The organism is Craterilacuibacter sp., from assembly GCF_051659485.1.
Lineage (GTDB): Bacteria > Pseudomonadota > Gammaproteobacteria > Burkholderiales > Chromobacteriaceae > Craterilacuibacter.
Genome location: NZ_JBOFOO010000299.1, coordinates 1 through 2,381, shown reverse-complemented (window position 1 = coordinate 2,381; position 2,381 = coordinate 1). Strand labels below are relative to the sequence as shown.

The 2,381-nt window shown below is 60.2% G+C and carries 4 protein-coding genes; all 4 read left to right on the top strand.

What is annotated here, in order from left to right; genetic code table 11:
• Positions 1 to 126 carry an entericidin A/B family lipoprotein gene (locus ACRC1E_RS10515; RefSeq protein WP_438515048.1) on the top strand — a complete coding sequence of 42 codons (126 nt, stop codon included), beginning with the start codon at positions 1 to 3 and terminating at the stop codon, positions 124 to 126.
• 10 nt (positions 127 to 136) lie between these two features.
• Positions 137 to 775: a 3-isopropylmalate dehydratase small subunit gene (gene leuD, locus ACRC1E_RS10510; protein ID WP_438515047.1), complete on the top strand. Its 639-nt coding sequence runs from the start codon at positions 137 to 139 to the stop codon at positions 773 to 775.
• Positions 776 to 804: 29 nt separating this feature from the next.
• A complete protein-coding gene (gene leuB / locus ACRC1E_RS10505; RefSeq protein ID WP_438515046.1) occupies positions 805 to 1,872 on the top strand; it encodes a 3-isopropylmalate dehydrogenase in 1,068 nt (355 codons plus the stop codon).
• A gap of 155 nt (positions 1,873 to 2,027) precedes the next feature.
• Positions 2,028 to 2,381: aspartate-semialdehyde dehydrogenase (locus tag ACRC1E_RS10500; protein WP_438515045.1), on the top strand; the 354-nt coding region annotated here is incomplete at its 3' end.

Below are 2,381 nucleotides of genomic sequence, written 5' to 3'. Positions count from 1 at the left end.
ATGCCACTCCTGCTGGCGCTGGCCTTTCTTGCTGGCTGCAATACGGTGCAGGGCATGGGGCAGGATATCAAGAAGGGCGGGCAGGTGATAGAAACGGCTGCCCGCGACATTTCCAATAAAATGTGACAGGCGCGAGATGAAAGCATTCAATACTTTGAACGGGCTGGTTTGCCCACTGGATCGCGCCAATGTCGACACTGACGCCATCATTCCCAAGCAGTTTTTGAAGTCGATCAAGCGTTCCGGATTCGGCCCCAACCTGTTCGATGAATGGCGCTATCTAGATCATGGCGAACCGGGCATGGACAATAGCGTGCGCCCCGTCAATCCGGACTTCGTGCTGAACTTTCCGCGCTACGCCGGTGCCGGGGTGCTGTTGGCGCGCGAGAATTTCGGTTGCGGCTCCAGTCGCGAACATGCGCCGTGGGCACTGGAAGACCAGGGCTTCCGCGTGGTGATTGCGCCGTCGTTCGCCGATATTTTCTTCAATAACTGCTACAAGAACGGCCTGTTGCCTATCGTGCTCGCTGCCGATGTAGTGGATAGGCTGTTTGCCGAGTGCGAGGCAAACGAAGGCTACTGCCTGAATATCGACTTGCCGGCGCAGACGGTGACCACCCCCGACGGCACGGCTTTCGGTTTTGATATTACCGAGCATCGCAAGCATTGCCTGCTGGGCGGGCTGGATGAAATCGGCCTGACCTTGCAGCATGCAGACGAGATCCGCGCGTATGAGGCCAAGCGCCGTGTGTCGCAGCCGTGGCTGTTTGCCTGACCCGTCCGTAACAATAAAAGAGAGAAGCCATGAAGAAAATTGCAGTGTTGCCGGGTGACGGCATCGGTCCGGAAATCATTACGCAGGCCGTGCGCGTGCTGGACGTGCTCAAGCGTGATGGTCTGGCCATCGAGTGGGAGTTCGCGCCCTTGGGCGGTGCGGCGGTCGATGCATTCGGCTCGCCCTATCCGTCGCTGACCCAGCATCTGGCGCGCGAGGCCGATGCCATCCTGCTGGGCGCCGTTGGCGGCCCGCAGTACGATAATCTCGAGCGTCCGCTGCGCCCCGAGCGTGGCCTGCTGGCGATCCGCAAGGATCTGAACCTGTTTGCCAACCTGCGTCCGGCCATCCTGTATCCGGAGCTCGCCAACGCCTCGACCCTCAAGCCCGAAGTGGTGGCGGGGCTGGATATCATGATTATCCGCGAGCTGACCGGCGACATCTATTTCGGTCAGCCGCGCGGTATCGCGGTCAACGAACTGGGCGAGCGCGAGGCGTACAACACCATGCGCTACAGCGAGAGCGAGATCCGCCGTATCGCGCATGTGGCGTTTGCCACTGCGATGAAGCGCGGCAAGAAGCTGTGCTCGGTGGACAAGGCCAATGTGCTGGAGACCACCGAGTTCTGGAAAGAGATCATGATCGACGTGGCGCGCGAGTATCCGGAGGTGGAGCTCACGCATATGTATGTCGACAATGCCGCGATGCAGCTGGTGCGCCGCCCCAAACAGTTCGACGTGATGGTGACCGGCAATATCTTCGGCGATATCCTGTCGGACGAGGCATCGATGCTGACCGGCTCGATCGGCATGTTGCCGTCGGCTTCGCTGGACGAAAACAACAAGGGTCTGTACGAGCCCTCGCACGGCTCGGCGCCGGATATCGCCGGCCAGAATCTGGCTAATCCGCTGGCCACCATTTTGTCGGTGGCGATGATGCTGCGTTACAGTCTGGGTGCCGAAGCAGAGGCGCAGCGCGTCGAGAATGCGGTGAAGAAGGTGCTGGCACAGGGCTTGCGCACCGCCGACATCTTCGAGGCCGGTTGCGAGAAGGTCAGCTGTTCGGCCATGGGCGATGCGGTGATCGCGGCGTTGTAAGCCCGGGTAGGATGGGTTAGGCCGCAGGCCGTAACCCGCTGCAGCGGTATCGAGTCGTGGTGGGTTACGCCGCCGGTGGCGGCTAACCCACCCTACGGTGCTGATGGCGTGACGATGCGAACAACAGAATTCATAGAGATAAAGCGAGAAACACGATGAGAGCAGGTTTTGTAGGTTGGCGCGGGATGGTGGGTTCGGTACTGATGCAGCGCATGCGCGAAGAGAACGACTTCGCCGTGATTGCCGAGCCGGTATTCTTTACCACCAGTAATGTAGGCGGGCAGGGGCCGGCTATCGGCCGCGATGTGCCGGCGCTGAAAGACGCAAAAAATATCGCCGAGCTGAAGGCGATGGACGTGATCGTCACCTGTCAGGGCGGCGACTATACCAGCGAGATCTATCCGCAACTGCGTGCTGCCGGCTGGAAGGGCTACTGGATTGATGCAGCCTCGACGCTGCGCATGGACGACAATGCGGTCATTATTCTCGACCCGGTCAACCGCAAGGTG